Genomic DNA, 16,993 nt, shown 5'->3' with positions numbered 1-16,993 from the left:
GTAGGATCGGGGCATGACGTCATCCCGCGACATGCCGCCCCCGCCCGCATCGTCGCCCGCAGAAGAGGACTTCGGGCTGGTCGACGCGCTCGCTCAGCTGTCGTTCCTGGTGCAGGGCGCTCTGGCCGAGATCGCAGGGCAGCACGACCTGTCGGTCGTCCAGACCCGAATGCTCGGGATACTGCGGGACCGGGAGCCGACGATGAACCAGCTCGGTCGGCACCTCGGCCTCGACAAGTCCTCGATCACGGGCCTGGTCGACCGGGCACAGCGCCGGGGTCTGGTCACCCGTACCGCCAGCGCCGTCGACCGCCGCTCCTACCAGGTGTCGATCACCGACGCCGGTCGGCAACTCGTCGAACAGGTCGCCGCTCAGTTCGCCGAGCAGATCGAGAGGTGTGTCGAGCCGCTGCCCGAAACCGACCGGAAGCGGCTGTCTCGGATGGCGACCCGGATCGTGACCGCCGACGCCCACGACCGCGGCATCGACCTGCGCACCACGCCCCACTGACCGGGCTCCGTCAGAGGGAGCTACGCGGCACCGTCACCACGTGCTTGCCCACGGCGCCGCCGCGCTCGAACGCCTCATGCGCCGCGGCGATGTCCGCGAGCGGATACACGCTGTCGATCACCGGGCGCAGCGCTCCCGACGTGACCCGGTCGGCCACATCGCGCAATACGGGGGTTTCGGGGTTGGCGCTGAAGGTGCGGATGCGGCGGGAACCGTACACGCTGGACGCGGCGATCGCGGCCAGGGCCGACGGGGACAGCCCGACGGTGACCATCCGGCCGCCCGTGGCCAACCGGCTTCGGTAGCAGTGCAGTTCCGTGCCGACGGTGTCGACGATGACGTCGAACGGCCCGATCCGGTCCGAGGTGGTGGAGCGGTAGTCCAGGACCTCGTCTGCGCCGAGGTCGGTGAGGAGTTCGGCGTGCCGGTCGCGGGCCAGCGCGGTCACATGGCCACCCATGGCGTGGGCCAGTTGCACGGCGGCCGTGCCGACTCCGCCGGCCGCGCCCCGGACCAGGACCCGTTCCCCGTCCGCCAGGTGCACGCTGTCGCGCAGCGCGATCAGCGCCGTAGAACCCGCGACCACCAAGGCCGCCGCTTCGACCGACGAAAGGTCCGCCGGGGCGGCCGAGATCCGGCCCGCGGGGACCACGACGTACTCGGCCGCCCCGGCGACGGAGTGCCGCTGACGAGGATGCACCATGCCCCACACCCGGTCCCCTACCCGGTAACCCTCGACCCCGGCGCCGGTCGCGGCGACCACTCCCGCGAAGTCCAGGCCCACACCGATCGGGAACCGGCGTCCCGAGATCATCTTCACTTCCCCCGCGCGGACGATCACGTCGTGTCCGTTCACGCTGGACGCCTCGACCGACACCAGAACCTCGCCCGCGCCAGGAGCGGGACGGTCGACGTCATTGATCTGCAGGGCATCCGCTGCACCGAAACTCGTGATCTGAGCGGCCTTCATGGCGCGTTCCTTCCGTGGTGGGCCGTGTGGTTGCTCCGATGCTGGACCCCGCAAGCGGCAGCACGGTCGTTCTCCTCTTCCTGGGTCTGGCAGACCCACCCTCGCGGGCCGCGCCGACGGCATACTGGCGCCGTGACCGACTCACCCCTCGCCATGAGAGACGATCCCCGGCGCGAACTCGCGGAGTTCCTGCGAACCCGCCGAACCCGGCTGCGGCCGCAGGACGTCGGTCTGGAACCCGGCCCGCGGCGGCGTGTGGCCGGGCTGCGGCGGGAGGAACTGGCCCTGCTGGCGGGGGTGAGTTCGGACTACTACCAGCGCATGGAGCAGGGACGCGACGTACGCCCCTCCGAACAGGTCCTGGACGCCCTCGCGCGCGCCCTGAGCTTCTCCGCCGAGGAGACCCGGCACCTGCACAGCCTTGCCGCCGCCGCGCGCACGCCGGCGCGCCCGCCGCGTTCGCGCGAACCGGAGGAAGTCCCGGAGACCACAAAGCGGTTGCTGCGCACGATGCCCTCGCCCGCGCTGGTCGTCGGCCGTTTCCTGGACGTGCTGGCGTGGAACCCGCTCGGCGGTGTCCTGCTGGGGGAGTTCACCCGGCAGCCGCAGAGGGAGCGGAACCTGCTGGCGCTGTTCCTGCACCCCGAGGCCGACCGGGCGTGCCCGAACCGGGCGGCCACTGTCGCGGAGCTGATCGGGATGCTGCGGACGCAGGTCGCCGCCGATCCCGGCCACCCGCGCGCGGTCGAGCTGGTGGGTGAACTCGCCGTCCGCAGCGACGAGTTCGCGGCCCTGTGGGCGCTGCACAACGTGGCGGAACCCACCTGCGGCCAAATGCGCCTCAACCACCCCCAGGTCGGCGAACTGAACCTGGACTGGGACGCCTACCCGATACCGGGCAACCCCGGCCCCGCGCTCATGGTCTGCACCGCCGCCGAAGGCAGCCCCGACGCCGAGCGACTCCAACAGCTCGCCGGCCTGCTGGGCACCCCCTGACCCAGCACGGAATCCAATCCCGCGGGCCAGTTCGAGCTCGGAGCGGAGGCGGAGGGCGCCTTCCTTTCGGAAAGTCGGCTGCCCCTGGACGTCCGCCCGGGTTCGGGTCGCGGGGGCGCCGACGGGAGTTGTCAGCCAGGCCAAGTGCCGGGTCAGCCGACGGGTGGCGGTGGCGCCGCCGCGGTCGACGGTGGCTTCGGCGCCGGCGAATTCACTTCAGCCAGGCCCGGCTGTACTGGCTCAGCATGTCTCCCATCGAGCGCGAACACATCGTCGCTGCCCACACCTTCGAGCTCGGCGAGTGCTGGGAGACGGCGATCAAGGAACAGGCGCTGAAGGTGCTCGCCAACATTGACCCGGACCTCTGCACGCACGTCGCGGCCGGTCCGGGGTTCCGGTCCCCGAGGCGATCCTCCCGCCTGCGGTGGTCGAACCGAGCCCCGCCCTCTCCCAACTCGCTGCGGACGATCTGGACGGCCTATGGGAAGTGCGCCGGGACCGCCCAGTCCACCGAGTTCGACGCGATTCTGCCGACCGGGGCACCGGCTCCGGCCGCCGACGCCTACGAGGCGCGCGATGCCAAGGTCGACGACGATGCTGCCGTGGCCACCGCCATCGCCCCACGCCTGCTGCTGACGGTGACCGAGGCGTACCGCCATGGCAAGGCCATCGGGGCCTGGGGCGAGGAGGCCGTGCCTTGGAGGCAGCCGGCTACCGGAATTCATTCGCAGTGCATCGGCCTTCAGGCCGGTGGTGATGCGAATCTGATGGTGGCGACGCGGAGCGTCGCGGATTCAGGTCCGGCGGAGCCGGACACCGCAGTTCCTCGCCTGCGGCGCGGAGCGTCGCGCGGGCTGGTCCCGGCGGAGCCGGGCGGTGCTCACACCGGCCGGTTCTGCTGTTCGATGTACTGCCTGACCACGGAGAGCGGGGCGCCACCGACGGTTCCGGCGAAGTAAGACCCGGACCACAGCTTGCTGGCCCGCCAGTAGTGGCGTACCAGGTCGGGGAACTCTCGGCGCAAGCGGCGGGAGGAGACGCCCTTGAGGGAGTTGACCAGCTTGGTCACGGCGACCTTGGGCGGGAAGTTCACCAGCAGGTGGACGTGGTTGTCCTCACCGTTGAACTCCACCAGCTCGCACTCGAAGTCCGTACACACCGACCGCGTGATCTCTTCCATACGCCTCAAGTGGGCATCGGTGAACACCTTGTGCCGGAACCTTGGTCACGAAGACCAAATGGACGTGCATCACGAAAGTGCAGTGCCTACCAGTTCTGATCTTCTGCATATCGCCCATAACCCAAGTACGTATCGTGATCGTCATGCAGCTCCGGTACTCCTTCGGGTTGTACCCGGACACCGGCCAACAGAGGTCGTTGGCGAGGGCGTTCGGGTGCGCCCGTGTCGTGTTCGACGACGCGGTCCGCGCCCGTGAGGAGGCCAAAGCGGCCAAGCAGCCGTTCCCCAAGGCCGCAGAGCTGTCCAAGAGGCTGATCACCGAGGCGAAGCAGACGACGGAGCGGTCCTGGCTGGGCGAGGTCTCCGCGGTGGTGCTCCAGCAGTCCCTGCGGGACGCCGAGACCGCGTACCGCACCTTCTTCGCCTCCCTCACCGGCGATCGCAAGGGGCCCAAGATCGGTGCTCCCCGTTTCAAGTCCCGCAAGGGCAGCCGTCAGTCGATCCGGTTCACCGCCAACGCCCGCTGGTCCATCACCGACAAGGGCCGCCTGAACCTGCCGAAGATCGGCACGGTGAAAGTGAAGTGGTCCCGGACCCTGCCCAGCACACCCTCCTCCGTCACCGTCATCAAGGACGCGGCCGGCAGGTATTTCGCCTCCTTCGTCATCGACACCGACCCCGCCACCGACCAGGCGCGGATGCCCGAAACCGACCGCACCATCGGCATCGACCTCGGCCTCACCCTCCCCCAGACTCCGTCCGGGGGGACCCCCATCGCGGTCCTGTCCGACGGCACGAAAATCGACTCCCCGCGCTTCCTGCGGCGCGCGGAGAAGAAGCTGAAGAAGGCCCAGCGGGAGCTGTCCCGTAAGCAGAAGGGAAGCAAGAACCGCGAAAAGGCCCGTCTGAAGGTCGCCCGCGCCCACGTCAAGGTCGCCGACGCACGCCGCGAGTTCCACCACCAGCTCTCCACCAGGCTGATCTCCGAGAACCAAGGGATCGCCGTGGAGGACCTGTCGGTGGCGGGACCGGCCCGCACCAGACTGGCCAAGTCCGTGCACGACGCCGGATGGTCCTCGTTCGTCAGCATGCTGGAGTACAAAGCGGCCCGGTACGGCCGGACCTCCTCCTGGCCGAGGCCTTCGAGCGGCGCCGCACCCTGACACACGAGGGGGCCACGCCGAAATCGACGCCGGGAAGACCCATCACCACGGGCGGCGAGCCTCCAGTTGGCGCGGTTCCGGCTCGTCGACGGTGAAGCCGAGGCCGGGTCCCTGGGGGAGTGGCGATGGAGCCGTCAACCGACCCTCCGTGGCTCAACGCCCCTCGCGCAGCAGCCGTGCGATGCCTGCCGGGCTGAAGGCGTCCCGGGTGGCCAGGGCGATGCCGCCGTGTAGGCCGGAGCCGCCCTTGAGCTGGGTCGCGGTGATGGTGAGTTTGCGGGTGGCCAGCGGGAGGGCCCGCTGGTACACGGCGGCCCGTACGGCGGAGACGAGGTCGTCGCGCAGTTCGCTGAGAGGTCCGGCCAGCACCACGGTGCGCGGGTTGAACATGTGGACCAGCATGGCCACCACCTCGCCGATCTCCGTGGCGGCCTGACGCACGGCGTGCAGGGCGGTCGGGTCGCCGGCGGCGATACGCCGGGCGAGTTCGCGGGCGCCGTGCAGCGGATCCTCGGCGGTCGACTCGGCAATGCCGAGGCCTCGCAGTACCGCCTTATGGGAGGCCAGCGCTCCCACGCAGCCGACGTTGCCGCAGGCGCACAGGACGTTGCTACCGCTCACGGCCCGGATGTGGCCGATGTCGCCGGCGGCGCCGTCGGCGCCGCGGTACACGTCATCGGGCGTGGTGATGAGACCGGCCCCGATGCCGCTCGCGATCTTGACGCACAGCAGCGGAGTCTCCAGCCGGGCCTGCGCGGCCTCGCCCAGCGCCATCAGGTTGACGTCGTTGTCCACCACGATGGGTGCGTGGAAGCGCTCCCGGAGGTACTCGGCGACGGGAAAGCCGTCCCAGCCGGGCATGCCCGTCGGCTGCACCGCACACCCCTGCTCGAAGTCCACCGGCCCGGGCAGACCGACGACCACCTCCCGTACGCGGTCGGGAGCGCGCCGATGCTTCTCCAGCAGCCCGTGCAGCCGTTCGGTCACCGCGTCCAGCACCACTTGCGGTCCCGCGTCGATCCGGACGTCCACCGTCTCCCGCGCGATCACCCGACGGGTCAGATCGGCGAGAGCGATCTGCGACTCCGCGGTGTCGACGTCCACGACGATCACGCTCCCTGCCTGCGGGCTGATCGTCAGCACACGCGGCGGCCGGCCCCGCACTGACCGTCTGGACTCGACCTCCTCCAGAATCCCGGTGCCGACGAGATGGTCGACCTGCTGGCCCACGGTCGACCGGGCCAGGCCACTGCGCCGGGCGATCTCGGCGCGGTTGGTCGCCTGGCCGGAGACCACGAGCCCCAGCACCCGGCGCAGCGCGAGCGGCACGGAGGAGGACCCGACCTCTTCCTCGGCGCTGCCGTCATCTTTATGCATTCACGTGAACGTAATGCCGACCCCTTGTGTCCGTCAATAGAGTCCGAACGGTGAGGACTGGCGGCGGACTAAGCCGACATGTTTCCCGAATTACATCGTCTTTTAGGCCTTGAAGAAAATTAAATTGGTTCTCTTGTGCTGTGTTGGCGAACTAAACGATGGTGTTGCGCAACGCGGCGTTCAGGCCGCGGTCGGTCGCTGGACAACGACGGAGGTGCACCCGTGAGTGGCTCGATGCGGGCAGTGGTGGTCGGGGCCGGAATGATCGGCGCCGTCCACGCCCGGGCGATCCGCGCCGCGGGCGGCTCTGTGGCCGGAGTGATCGCTTCGACCCCCGAGCGCAGCGCGAGGATTGCCGACGAGTGGGCGGTGCCCGCCCGCTATCCCGACCTCCCGGCGGCGCTCGCCGACGACAGCGTCACGGTCGTCCACGTGTGCACCCCGAACGCGCTGCACGTGCGGCAGGCGGAGGCGGCCCTGCGTGCCGGGAAGCACGTGATCTGCGAGAAGCCGCTGGCCACGTCCGCCGCCGACGCCGAAGGGCTCACGCGGCTGGCGGGGGAGGCGGGACTTGTACTCGCCGTCCCCTTCGTCTACCGCTACCACCCGCTCGTCCGGGAGATCCGCGACCGTCGGCTGCGCGGCGAGTTCGGGGCGTGGCAGCTGATCCACGGCAGCTATCTGCAGGACTGGATGCTCTCCGCCGACGCCATGTCCTGGCGGGTCGACCCGTCGGACGGCGGACCGTCGAGGGCGTTCGCGGACATCGGCTCGCACTGGTGCGACCTGGTCGAATGGGTCGCCGGAGTCCGCTTCACCGAGCTGACCGCGAGGCTTGGCACCACGGTCGCCACCCGCCCCGCCGGCGCCGGTGTGAGCTTCTCGACCGCCGCCAGGGGACCGCGGATCCAGGTGCGCACCGAGGACGTGGCGACCGTGCTGCTGCGCACCGGCGACGGGGTTCTCGGCACGCTGACGGTGTCCCAGGTGTCGGCCGGCCGCAAGAACCGGCTGTGGTTCGAGCTCGACGGCTCCGCGGGCAGCGCGGTCTTCGACCAGGAGAACCCCGAGACGGCGTGGCTCGGCGCCCCCGACGGAGCGCGCATCCTCATACGCGACCCCGGCCACGGTTCGGCCGAGCAGCGCCGGCTCTCCCACCTGCCCGCCGGTCACGCGCAGGGCTATGGCGACTGCTTCGCCGCCTTCGTCGCCGATGCCTACGCGGCGATCCGCGGAGCGACGCCCGAGGGCCTGCCCACCGGCGCCGACGGCGTGCGCTCGGCCCGGATCGTCGAAGCCGTGCTGACCTCTGCCGAGTCGCTCACCTGGACCGACATCGCTTCCGCACCCGCAGCCCTGGAGGCCACCGTATGAAACTCGGCATGCTCACCGCCTGTCTGCCCCGGCTCTCCCTTGCCGAGATCGCCGCCTGGGCGAGCGAGGCCGGCTACGAGGCACTGGAAGTCGCCGCCTGGCCGGACACCGGGGGCCGCGACTTCGAAGCGGCCCACCTCCCCGTGGCCGGCTTCGACGACCGGGCGGCCGACGCGACACGAACCCTGCTGAAGAAGCACAGCCTCAGCATCTCCGCCCTCGCCTACTACGAGAACAATCTCCATCCCGACCCAGAGCGACGCGCCGCGATCCACGCCCACCTGAAGACGGTCGTGGACACGGCGGCCACCCTGGACGTCCCGTACGTGGGCACCTTCGTCGGCCGCGACTGGACCCGCCCGGTGGCGCACAACATGGCCGAGGCCGAGAAGGTCTTCCCCGAACTCGTCGAGTATGCGGGCGAGAAGGGGGTGAAGCTCATCATCGAGAACTGCGTGATGGAGGGCTGGCACCCTGACGGTTACCCGGGCAACCTCGCCTACTCGCCCGAGCTGTGGGAGTGGATGTTCTCCCTCGGTCTGTACCTGAACTGGGACCCCTCGCACCTGACCTGGATCGGCATCGACCCGGTCACGACCATCGCGCCGTACGCCGACCGTATCGTCCACGCCCAGGCCAAGGACCTGCAGATCCTGCCCGGCAAGGTGGACCGCTACGGCTTCTTCGGCAAGGCGGCACAGCGCAACGACGCCTGGGACACCGGCTGGTGGCGCTACCGCGTGCCGGGCCGTGGCCAGGTCGACTGGAACGCCGTCGTGGACGCCCTGTACGAGAACGGCTTCACCGGAACCCTCTCCGTCGAGCACGAGGACCCGGTGTGGAGCGGCACCGAGGAGCGGGTCAAGACCGGCCTGCGGATCGCGCACCGGACCCTACGCCCCCTCGTCATCGCCTGAAACCACCTCAACCACCCACGGACCACGGGAGATTCATGGCTCAGCAGCAAGCACGGCACCGCATCGGGATCCTGGGCGCGGGCAACATCTTCGGCCGCTATGTCGAGGGCCTGCGCACCTTCCCGGAGTTCGAGGTGGTCCGTGTGGCCGACGTCGACACGGGCCGCGCCCGGCAGGCCGCGGACGAGTACGGCATAGCGGCCTGGGGAGACGGCGACGAACTCCTCGACGACGACTCCGTCGAGATCGTCGTCAACATCACCCCGCCGCAGTTCCATGCCAAGACCGTCATCGCCGCGCTGGAGGCCGGCAAGCACGTCTACGTCGAGAAGCCGCTCGCGGCCACGGTCGCCGAGGCCCGTGAGGTCCTCGACGCCGCCACGCGCAGCACGGCGCTGCTGGGGTCGGCCCCTGACACCTTCCTCGGCAGCGCCGTGCAGACCGCCCGGCACGCGATCGACGCCGGTCTGATCGGGGAGACCGTCGGCGCCACAGCCTTCGTACGCTCCAGCCGCTCGGAGACCTGGCACCCGGACCCGCGCGCCTTCTACGGCCCCGGTGGCGGCCCCGTCCTCGACATGGGTCCCTACTACCTGGCCGCGCTCGTCAACTGTCTGGGCCCGGTCGCCCAGGTGTCCGCAGCCACCCGCATCGGTGCGCCCACCCGCAAGGTCACCAGCCCCGGGCGCGTGGTCGACGAGATCACGGTCGAGGTTCCGACGCACGCCTCCGCCACCCTGACCTTCGCCTCCGGAGCCATCGGCACCACGCTCATGAGCTTCGACGTCTGGGACACCGAGTTGCCCCGCATCGAGGTCTACGGCACCGAGGGCACCCTGGCCCTGCCCAACCCCAACTTCTTCGACGGCGACGTACGCCTCAAGCGGCACGGAGACGAGGAGTGGCAGGTGCTCAGCCCGGTCACCGAGCTCTTCGGCGCCGTGGACACCCCCGAGCAGCACCGCCGTGGACTCGGCGTCCGCGACCTCGCCGGCGCGATCGACGGCGGGCCGCACCGCGCGAACGCCCAGTTCGCCCTCCACGTCCTGGAGGTTCTCGCGAGCTTCGAGACCTCCCAGCGGGAGAACCGTTTCGTCACGCCGACCAGCAGCTGTGAACGCCCCGAGCCGCGCCCCGCCCACCGAGAGGACCGCACCGCATGAAGATCAGGCAGGACCGTCTGGCCATCAACCCCCTGCAGTGGGTCGCGAGCGCCGACGGCTGGATCGACCCCACGCTCGCCCCGCCGCTCGACCAGCAGCTCACGGTCATCCGTGACGCCGGCATCACCTCCCTGCACAGCGCCGTCCCCGGCGACCTGACCGCGCGGGCGTACGCCGAGAAGCTCGCCGAGTACGGCATAAGCCCCGCGCCCGGCTACATCCCGGTCCGCCTGACCGACGACGCGACCGAGCGGCAGACCTTCCGCGACACGGCCGCGCGGGTCGCCGCACAGCACGCGGAACTCGGTGTGCCCACCGTCTTCCTCGCCATGGGAATGGCAAAGGACGCCGAGCGCGTGGCCCGTCCCGCCGTCGGGCACCTGGCGGAGCAGGGACGCCTGGAACGGGTACGGGACCTGCTTGCCGAGATCGCCGGGATCATCCGTGCGGAAGGGATCACCCCGGCCTTCCACCCGCATGTGGGCACCTGGGCCGAGACCGAGCTGGAGGCCCGGTTCGTCCTGGACACCGTCGACTCCTCCCTCCTCGCCTTCGGCCCCGACATGGGCCACCTGGCGTGGGCCGGCGCCGACCCGGCGCAGCTCGTGCGCGACTATGCGGACCGGGTGGCGAGTGTCCACATCAAGGACCTGGACCTCGGCCTCGCCGCGCAGGCCAGAGAGGCCGGCTGGGACTACCGCAAGACCGTCCTGGCGGGGCTGTGGTCGGAACCCGGCCACGGAAACGCCGACATAGAAGGATTCATCGGCGCCCTGCCCGACGACTTCGACGGGTGGCTGATCATCGAGGTCGACCGGGGCGCCCGGCCGACGCCGGACGAGAGCGTGCGGCTCTGCGGCGAGTGGGCCGCGCGGCAGGCGTAGGCATGACCGGCTTACGCGGCGCGACAGCGGTACCGGCAGTGCACCGCCGGCAGCGGGGCGACCCGGGGGACTCCAGGAGACTGAGGATTGAGACAGGTGGAGAGAACATGCGCAAGACAGTGGCGTTCATCGGCGCCGGAATCCTGACAGCGACAGTCGCGGCTTGTGGCGGTGGCGCTCAGGCCGCCGGCTCGGACAAGACCCTGACCCTCGCGGAGTCGGTCACGGCGACGCCGTGGGACCTGGCGAAGGCGAGCATGGGCCCCGAGGCCCAGTACTACCAGCCGGTGTACGACACCCTGATCCGGCTGAACACCAAGGGGGAGCCCACCCCCAACCTGGCCACCTCGTGGACGTACGACAAGGCCCAGACGACCCTGACCCTGAAACTGCGCGACGGGGTGAAGTTCACCGACGGCACCGCGCTCGACGCGGACGCGGTGCGCCAGAACCTGCTGCACACCAAGAGCGGGACGGGAACCGCGGCCGGCGAGATCCAGGACATCACCGGCGTCGACGTCGTCGACGCCCACACCGTGGCCGTCAGACTGAGCCACCCCACGGCAGCGGTACTGCCCGCATTGGGCCAGGTCTCCGGCATGATCGCCAGCCCCAAGGCGCTCGACGGCCCCAAGACCCCGATCGGCTCGGGCCCGTACAAGCTGGACACGAGCGCCACCACCGCCGGGCAGACGTACACCTACACCCGTAACCCGGACTACTGGAACGCGAAGGCCTTCCCCTACGGCAAGATCGTCATCAAGTACCTGGCCGACCCGACGGCACGCACCAACGCCCTGCTGTCCGGCCAGCTCGACGGCGCCACCCTCAACCTCAACCGGGTGAAGACCGTCAAGGGCCGGGGCCTGAACGTCGTCACCTACCAGCCCGGCGACGTCGAGGGCCTCTACATCTGGGACCGCGCCGGTAAGAAGGTGCCCGCCCTCGGCAAGCTGAAGGTCCGGCAGGCGCTGAACTACGCCTTCGACAAGCAGGCCCTCATCAAGTCGACGAAGACCGGCCTCGGTACCCCGACCACACAGGTCTTCGCCAAGGGCGAGGACGGCTACCAGGCCGCGCTGGACGACACGTACTCCTACGATCCGAAGAAGGCCAAGGAACTGCTGGCCGAGGCCGGCTACCCGAACGGCTTCGCCGTCACCATCCCCGACTTCTCCGCGATCTTCCCGCAGGAGCAGGCCGCGCTCACCCAGTCCCTCAAGGACATCGGCATCAAGGTCACCCTGGACAGCCTGCCCAGCGACCAGATCTTCAGCGCCATGCTGTCCGGCAAGTACGCGATGTCGTACTTCAAACTGGGTGCGCCCACCGCCTGGGACAAGGTTCAGCTGGAGCTGACGAACAAGTCCACCTGGAATCCGTTCAAGTACGACGACCCGAAGGCGGACGACCTCATCGCTCGCATCGGCAAGGCGACCGGGACCGCGCGGGAGAAGCTCTTCGAGCAGCTCAACACCTATGTCGTCGACCAGGCCTGGAACGCGCCCTGGAGCGTCATCGCCAACGCGTACGCGACCGCGAAGGACGTCAAGGTGACACCCCAGCCCGGGGGCCAGTACCCGCCGATCTACAACTACACGCCGGCGAAGTAGTCACCGGCCCTCTCCGGCACGCGGAAGGAGGAACTGACCGTGCTCGTCTTCTTGTTCCGGCGCATCGCCGCCGGTGCCGTCCTGGTGGTCGTCGTGGCCACCGCGACGTTCCTACTGCTCAGCCTCACGGGCACCGATGTGGCCCGCAATGTCCTGGGCGAGACGGCCTCGCGGTCCGCGGTGGCCCAGAAGAGCCATGAACTCGGCCTGGACCAGCCCCTGATGGAGCGGTACTGGCACTGGATCGAACAGGCAGTGCAGGGCAACCTGGGCTCTTCGTGGTTCACCGGCGACTCGGTGAACCAGTCCCTGATGGACACGCTGCCGGTCACCCTCTCCGTGGTGCTCGCCGGAATGCTGGTCGCGGCGGTGCTCAGTGTGGCACTGGGCGCCGCGGCGGCACTGCGCGGCGGCTGGGTGGACCGTCTCGTCCAGTTCGCCGCGGTACTCGGCACCGCGGTACCGAGCTTCCTGATCGCCCTGGTCCTCGCCGTCACCCTGGCGGTACGGCTCGGATGGCTGCCCGCCACCGGCTATGTCGCCCTCGGCGAGTCCGGCACCGGCTGGCTGGAGTCCATCACCCTGCCCGCTCTGTCCCTGGCCGTCGCCGCGACCGCGGCCACCGCGATGCAGGTGCGCGGCGCGCTGATCGACGTGCTGCGCGCCGACTTCGTCCGCACCCTGCGCAGCCGGGGCCTGACCACCCGCAGCGTCGTGTTCCGGCACGCCCTGCGCAACGCGGCGCCACCCGCCCTGACCGTCCTCGCCCTGCAGTTCATCGGCCTGATCGGCGGCGCCGTCGTCGTGGAGAAGGTGTTCGGTCTGCCGGGCATCGGAACCCTCGCCAACTCGGCCGCCGTACGCGGTGACGCGCCTGTGCTGCTGGGCACGGTCGTCGTCACCGTCGTGATCGTCGTCGCCGTCAACCTGCTGCTGGACATCGCGTACGGCTGGCTCAACCCCAAGGTGCGTGTCTCATGACCGAAGTGGCCCCGGCTCCGGCCCCCGGCCGAGACCGCCTCCTGCGCCGGACCCTGCGCGCCCCCCTGACCGTCGTCTGCCTGGTCGTCCTGGGCCTGGTGATCGCGGCGAGTCTCGCGGCACCGCTCCTCACCGACCAGGCCCCCGACCGCAGTGTCCTCGGCGACACACTCGCGCCCATGTCGGGTGTCCACCCCCTCGGCGGTGACGGCGTCGGCCGGGACGTCCTGTCCCGGCTGCTGTACGGCGGGCGCACCAGCCTGGTAGGCGGCACCCTCGCCGTCCTCGTCGCTTTCGCCGTCGGCGCACCGCTCGGCCTGATCAGCGGCTTCTACCGGGGCTGGTTCGATGCCGTGGCCGGCTGGATCACCAACGTCATCATGGCCGTACCCGCGATCATCGTGATGCTCGTGGTCATGGCAGCCATCTCACAGGACCTCGACGTCGCCATGATCGTCCTCGGCGTGATCATGGCTCCGATGGTCTTCCGCCTCATCCGCGCCTCGGTGCTCGCGGTCCGCGAGGAGCTGTACGTGGACGCGGCCCGCGTCTCCGGGCTCGGCGACGCACGGATCATGCGCCGGCACATCCTGCCCGTGGTGATCGCGCCGTCCGTCATCCAGGCGACCCAGGTGTTCGCCGTGGCGATCGGCATCCAGGCGGGCCTCGCCTTCCTCGGCCTGGGCAAAGCGTCCCAGGCCAGCTGGGGCGGGATGCTGAACGACGCCTTCACCAACGTCTACAACGCACCCGCGCTCCTGGTCTGGCCGGGCCTAGCCATGGGCCTGACCATCGTGGCGTCCAGCCTCCTCGGCAACGCCGTGCGGGACGCCCTGGGCACGACCGAACCCCGGGCGACCAAGCGCCGTAGGCCACCCGCTCCCCGCACGGCCGCGACGTCGGCCGCCGAGGCGCCGGCGGACCGACTGCTCACCGTGGCGAACCTGCGGGTCGGCTACGGTGAGAAGACCGTCGTCGACGGGGTGAGCATCACCGTCTCACGCGGCGAGGTCCTCGGCCTGGTGGGGGAGTCGGGCTCCGGCAAGAGCCAGACGGCGTTCTCCGTCCTCGGACTGCTGCCGTACGAGGCGGAGGTGGCGGCCGACCAACTCGTCTTCGACGGCAAGGAGTTGCTGAGCCTGGACCTCGCGGCGCTCAACGCCCTGCGCGGCCGCGGGATCGGCTACATCCCCCAGGAACCCATGTCCAACCTGGACCCCTGCTTCCGGATCGGCTCCCAGCTCGTGGAGCCCATGCGCAAGCATCTGGGGCTGTCCCGGGCCGAGGCCCGCACCAAGGCGCTCGATCTCCTCGCCCGGGTCGGCATCCCGGACCCCGAGCGGGTGTTCAGGTCCTACCCGCACCAGATCTCCGGCGGCATGGCCCAGCGCGTCCTCATCGCCGGCGCCGTCAGCTGCGACCCGCACCTACTGATCGCCGACGAGCCGACCACGGCGCTCGACGTCACGGTCCAGGCCGAGGTGCTCGACCTGATGCGCTCGCTCCAGCAGGAGCGCGAGATGGGGATGCTCATCGTCACGCACGACTTCGGCGTCGTGGCCGACATCTGTGACCGGGTCGCGGTGATGCAGCAGGGGCGCATCGTGGAGACCGCGCCGGCCGGGCGGATCTTCGCGGCGCCCGAGCACGAGTACACCCGGATGCTGCTGGACTCGACGCTCGAAGGCGGACCCGCGCGCGGTGCGCTGCGCACCCCCACCCTGCCGCTGAAGGAGGTGACGTCATGACCGACCCACTGCTCGAACTCGACGACGTCGTCGTGGAATACCCGGCGAAGGGCCGCGGCAGGAAGCCGTTCCGTGTCCTGCAGGGCGTCTCCCTGTCCATCGCGCCCGGCGAGACGCTCGGCCTGGTCGGCGAGTCCGGCTCCGGGAAGACGACGCTGGGCCGGGCCGTCCTCGGCCTCGCGCCCGTCACCAGCGGCGAGATCCGCTACGCCGGCACGCCCGTCTCCCGCCTCGGCAAGCGGGAGCGGCGGGCGCTCAGCAAGGACATCCAGGTCGTCTTCCAGGACCCCTACACCTCGCTGAATCCGGCCATGACGGTCATGGACATCCTCACCGAACCGCTGCTGGTGGCCGGCGTCGCCCGCGCCGAGGCGCAGGGGCGGGTGCAGAAGCTGCTCGACCGTGTCCACCTCCCGCACGACGCGGCAAACCGGCTGCCCCGGGAGTTCTCCGGCGGCCAGCGGCAGCGCATCGCCATCGCCCGCGCCCTGTGCCGTGACCCCCGGCTGATCGTCTGCGACGAACCGGTCAGCGCCCTCGACCTGACGACCCAGGCCCGGGTGCTCGACCTGTTCATCGAGATCCAGGAGGCGACCGGAGTGGCGTACCTCTTCGTCACCCACGACCTGTCCGTGGTGCGGCACATCAGCCACCGCGTGGCCGTGCTCTACCGCGGCGAGATCGTCGAGACCGGCGACGCTGCCCAGATCACCGAACGCCCCGAACACGCCTACACCAAGCGGTTGTTGCTCGCCGCTCCGGTGCCGGACCCGAAGCGGCAGGCGCAGCGCCGCGCGGAGCGGCAGAGGGCGGCCGCGTCATGACCGACGAGGTGACGGCCACCCTCACCCGCTACCTCGCCCTGTGCGACGTACCCGCGAGAGCGGAGGGCGAGTTGGGGGAGCTCTTCACCGAGGACGCCGTGTGGGAGGGCGGTGGCGGCGCGTACGCCGGGAAGTTCGGCCGCACCGTGGGCCGCGAGGCGATCGTCGCGATGCTGTCGGACTACCTGCCGCCCAGTCCGCACTTCCGCACCAACGTCCACCTCCTGTTTCCCGGGACGTTGGACCTCAAGGACGCCACGGCGCACGGCAGTTGGTCCATGCAGCAGCTCTCGCGGTACGAGTCCGGCAGCGCCGAGGTGATGGTCGCGCGTCTCGATGTGACCTTCCGGCTCGACGGCGACCGGCCTCGCATCTGTGTCTTCCGTACCGAACGACTCTTCAGCGCACCGCTGCCGGAGGGGTGATGAAGGACCGCACCATGCTTCTGACCTGCTACGCCGACACCCACCGCTATGGCTGGCACCACGTCGACCTGTTCACCCACGACCACACCGGCCGCGAGGTCAACTGGGTCCACTGGACGGTCGACGAGGACGGCCCCGACGGAGCCGACGCGGCGACCGCCCGCGTCGAGCCCGCCCTGCGCCGCACGACCGAGTGGCGGCGCGGAATCAGCGCCGACGGCAGCGAGTACTGGACCGCCCAGGCCGCCTGGGACGGCTGAGATGTGCCTCGTGTACATCCTCGACGACGACGAGGAGCTCGGCGAGTCGCTCGCCTGGCTCCTGGAGTCGGTCGGTATCCGCTCGGAGCGTTTCCAGGACGCCCGGACCTTTCTGCGCTCCTACGATCGCACCCGGCCGGCCTGTCTGGTCCTGGACGTCCGCATGCCCGAACTCAGCGGCTTCGGCGTCCAGGAACTGCTGAACGAGACCGGGTCACCGCTGCCGGTCGTCTTCGTCTCCGCGCACGGCGACATCCGGATGTCCGTGCGCGCGATGCAGAACGGCGCCGTCGACTTCCTGGAGAAGCCGTACGACCCCCAGCACCTGCTCGACGTCGTGCAGAACGCCCAGCGCACCGCACGCGAACGCTTCGACCGTGAGGCTCAACAGAGCCGACTCCGGGCCAAGTTGGACTCCCTGACCGGGCGGGAGCGGGAAGTGCTCGCGTTGTCGGTCGAGGGCGCGTCCAACAAACAGATCGCGGGGCGGCTCGGCATCAGCGCCAAGACCGTGGACGTGCACCGGGCCCGCATCCGCGAGAAGACCGGTGCCGAGAGCGTCCCCGCCCTGGTCCTGGACGTGCTCCGGCTGGACGCGTGGTGAGCA

At 70.2% G+C, this 16,993-nt stretch carries 16 protein-coding genes and 2 pseudogenes; 15 read left to right on the top strand and 3 right to left on the bottom strand.

Annotated features, from left to right (window positions below; translation table 11 throughout):
- The first annotated feature begins 13 nt into the window (after positions 1 to 13).
- Positions 14 to 511, top strand: coding sequence for a MarR family transcriptional regulator (locus tag AB0D59_RS04730; protein WP_362560768.1), 498 nt, complete (start codon positions 14 to 16; stop codon positions 509 to 511).
- Between the two features lie 10 nt (positions 512 to 521).
- On the opposite strand, the gene AB0D59_RS04725 is transcribed toward AB0D59_RS04730, so the two are convergent.
- A complete protein-coding gene (locus AB0D59_RS04725) occupies positions 522 to 1,481 on the bottom strand; it encodes an NADP-dependent oxidoreductase (protein ID WP_362560766.1) in 960 nt (319 codons plus the stop codon).
- A 132-nt stretch (positions 1,482 to 1,613) separates the two neighbouring features.
- Between AB0D59_RS04725 and AB0D59_RS04720 the strand changes: the two genes are divergently transcribed.
- Together AB0D59_RS04720 and AB0D59_RS04715 are read left to right on the top strand one after the other, a co-directional pair.
- On the top strand, positions 1,614 to 2,477 hold the full coding sequence (locus tag AB0D59_RS04720; RefSeq protein WP_362560764.1) for a helix-turn-helix transcriptional regulator: 864 nt from the start codon (positions 1,614 to 1,616) through the stop codon (positions 2,475 to 2,477).
- A gap of 245 nt (positions 2,478 to 2,722) precedes the next feature.
- Positions 2,723 to 3,436 carry a catalase-related domain-containing protein gene (locus tag AB0D59_RS04715; RefSeq protein WP_362560761.1) on the top strand — a complete coding sequence of 238 codons (714 nt, stop codon included), beginning with the start codon at positions 2,723 to 2,725 and terminating at the stop codon, positions 3,434 to 3,436.
- Here AB0D59_RS04715 and tnpA read toward each other — a convergent pair.
- Positions 3,358 to 3,775: pseudogene (gene tnpA, locus AB0D59_RS04710) on the bottom strand (IS200/IS605 family transposase). The gene AB0D59_RS04715 and the pseudogene tnpA sit on opposite strands and share 79 nt — an antisense overlap.
- A gap of 25 nt (positions 3,776 to 3,800) precedes the next feature.
- Between tnpA and AB0D59_RS04705 the strand changes: the two are divergent.
- Positions 3,801 to 4,781: pseudogene (locus AB0D59_RS04705) on the top strand (transposase); the annotation flags it as partial.
- Between the two features lie 192 nt (positions 4,782 to 4,973).
- On the opposite strand, the gene AB0D59_RS04700 reads toward AB0D59_RS04705, so the two are convergent.
- Entirely contained in the window at positions 4,974 to 6,197 is a 1,224-nt protein-coding gene (locus tag AB0D59_RS04700) for an ROK family transcriptional regulator (RefSeq protein ID WP_362560759.1), read from the bottom strand.
- Positions 6,198 to 6,419: 222 nt separating this feature from the next.
- Between AB0D59_RS04700 and AB0D59_RS04695 the strand changes: the two genes are divergently transcribed.
- The 11 genes from AB0D59_RS04695 (at position 6,420) to AB0D59_RS04645 (ending at position 16,990) form a co-directional block, all read left to right on the top strand.
- A complete protein-coding gene (locus AB0D59_RS04695) occupies positions 6,420 to 7,571 on the top strand; it encodes a Gfo/Idh/MocA family oxidoreductase (RefSeq protein ID WP_362560756.1) in 1,152 nt (383 codons plus the stop codon).
- Entirely contained in the window at positions 7,568 to 8,488 is a 921-nt protein-coding gene (locus AB0D59_RS04690) for a sugar phosphate isomerase/epimerase (protein WP_362560754.1), read from the top strand. The genes AB0D59_RS04695 and AB0D59_RS04690 overlap by 4 nt, the downstream gene beginning before the upstream one ends.
- 35 nt (positions 8,489 to 8,523) lie before the next feature.
- Positions 8,524 to 9,651: a Gfo/Idh/MocA family oxidoreductase gene (locus AB0D59_RS04685; protein ID WP_362560752.1), complete on the top strand. Its 1,128-nt coding sequence runs from the start codon at positions 8,524 to 8,526 to the stop codon at positions 9,649 to 9,651.
- Positions 9,648 to 10,535: a sugar phosphate isomerase/epimerase gene (locus AB0D59_RS04680; protein ID WP_362560750.1), complete on the top strand. Its 888-nt coding sequence runs from the start codon at positions 9,648 to 9,650 to the stop codon at positions 10,533 to 10,535. Before AB0D59_RS04685 ends, AB0D59_RS04680 begins: the two co-directional genes overlap by 4 nt.
- A gap of 107 nt (positions 10,536 to 10,642) precedes the next feature.
- Positions 10,643 to 12,148 (top strand): ABC transporter substrate-binding protein, encoded by a 1,506-nt coding sequence (locus AB0D59_RS04675; protein ID WP_362560747.1) that lies wholly within the window; start codon positions 10,643 to 10,645, stop codon positions 12,146 to 12,148.
- Between the two features lie 39 nt (positions 12,149 to 12,187).
- On the top strand, positions 12,188 to 13,129 hold the full coding sequence (locus AB0D59_RS04670; RefSeq protein WP_362560745.1) for an ABC transporter permease: 942 nt from the start codon (positions 12,188 to 12,190) through the stop codon (positions 13,127 to 13,129).
- Positions 13,126 to 14,877, top strand: coding sequence for a dipeptide/oligopeptide/nickel ABC transporter permease/ATP-binding protein (locus AB0D59_RS04665; protein WP_362560744.1), 1,752 nt, complete (start codon positions 13,126 to 13,128; stop codon positions 14,875 to 14,877). Before AB0D59_RS04670 ends, AB0D59_RS04665 begins: the two co-directional genes overlap by 4 nt.
- Positions 14,874 to 15,701 (top strand): ATP-binding cassette domain-containing protein, encoded by an 828-nt coding sequence (locus AB0D59_RS04660; RefSeq protein WP_362560742.1) that lies wholly within the window; start codon positions 14,874 to 14,876, stop codon positions 15,699 to 15,701. Before AB0D59_RS04665 ends, AB0D59_RS04660 begins: the two co-directional genes overlap by 4 nt.
- The gene (locus AB0D59_RS04655) at positions 15,698 to 16,126 is read left to right on the top strand and encodes a nuclear transport factor 2 family protein (protein ID WP_362560740.1); all 429 of its coding nucleotides are present in this window, start codon (positions 15,698 to 15,700) and stop codon (positions 16,124 to 16,126) included. Before AB0D59_RS04660 ends, AB0D59_RS04655 begins: the two co-directional genes overlap by 4 nt.
- Positions 16,126 to 16,386 carry a hypothetical protein gene (locus AB0D59_RS04650; RefSeq protein WP_362560738.1) on the top strand — a complete coding sequence of 87 codons (261 nt, stop codon included), beginning with the start codon at positions 16,126 to 16,128 and terminating at the stop codon, positions 16,384 to 16,386. Before AB0D59_RS04655 ends, AB0D59_RS04650 begins: the two co-directional genes overlap by 1 nt.
- Position 16,387: 1 nt before the next feature.
- Complete coding sequence (locus AB0D59_RS04645) at positions 16,388 to 16,990, top strand: sigma-70 family RNA polymerase sigma factor (RefSeq protein WP_362560736.1); 603 nt, start codon at positions 16,388 to 16,390, stop codon at positions 16,988 to 16,990.
- The last annotated feature ends 3 nt before the right edge of the window (positions 16,991 to 16,993 follow it).

The sequence above is a fragment of the Streptomyces sp. NPDC048417 genome, assembly GCF_040651615.1.
Taxonomy (GTDB): domain Bacteria; phylum Actinomycetota; class Actinomycetes; order Streptomycetales; family Streptomycetaceae; genus Streptomyces.
The sequence above is the reverse complement of the archived record's forward strand: the minus strand, read 5'-3'. Positions and strand labels throughout refer to the sequence as shown.